At 61.2% G+C, this 598-nt stretch carries 1 protein-coding gene; it reads left to right on the top strand.

Going from position 1 to position 598, the window contains the following annotated elements; genetic code table 11:
• Nucleotides 1-598 (top strand): transposase (locus tag HGI47_RS22140; protein WP_168854905.1); only part of this gene is annotated, 598 nt, incomplete at both ends.

The raw sequence follows: 598 nt of genomic DNA, 5'->3' as shown, positions 1-598 counted from the left end.
TATAGCGAGACGGGCCGCCCTTCGATCGATCCTGAACTCATGATCCGGATGCTGCTCATCGGCTATTGCATGGGCATCCGGTCAGAGCGGCGCCTGTGCGAGGAAGTGCATCTTAACCTGGCCTATCGCTGGTTCTGCCGCCTGGGCCTTGACGGAGCTGTGCCGGATCATTCGACCTTCTCCAAGAACCGGCACGGCCGGTTCCGTGACAGCGATCTGTTGCGGGAAGTGTTCGAGATGACCGTCACGCGCTGCATTGAGGAGGGATTGGTCGGTGGCGAGGGCTTTGCCGTCGACGCCAGCCTGATCAAGGCTGATGCGAACCGGCAGCGAGGCGTGCCCGGCGAGAACGGCTTGCCCCCGAACATCGTCAATCATGCTGCCCGCGAGTATCTTGAGGTACTCGATGAAGCAGCGTTTGGCGCGGCATCGTCCGCCACTCCCAAGTATCTGTCGCCCGCCGATCCTGCGGCGCGCTGGACAAGCGCCCATGGCGGGCAAGCCTTCTTCGCTTACAGCACCAACTATCTCATTGATTTGGCCAACGCCGTGATTGTCGATGTTGAAGCTACCACGGCCATTCGCCCTGCCGAGGTGA

The organism is Novosphingobium sp. ERN07 (genome assembly GCF_012641335.1).
Taxonomy (GTDB): Bacteria; Pseudomonadota; Alphaproteobacteria; order Sphingomonadales; family Sphingomonadaceae; genus Novosphingobium.
The sequence above is the reverse complement of the archived record's forward strand: the minus strand, read 5'-3'. Positions and strand labels throughout refer to the sequence as shown.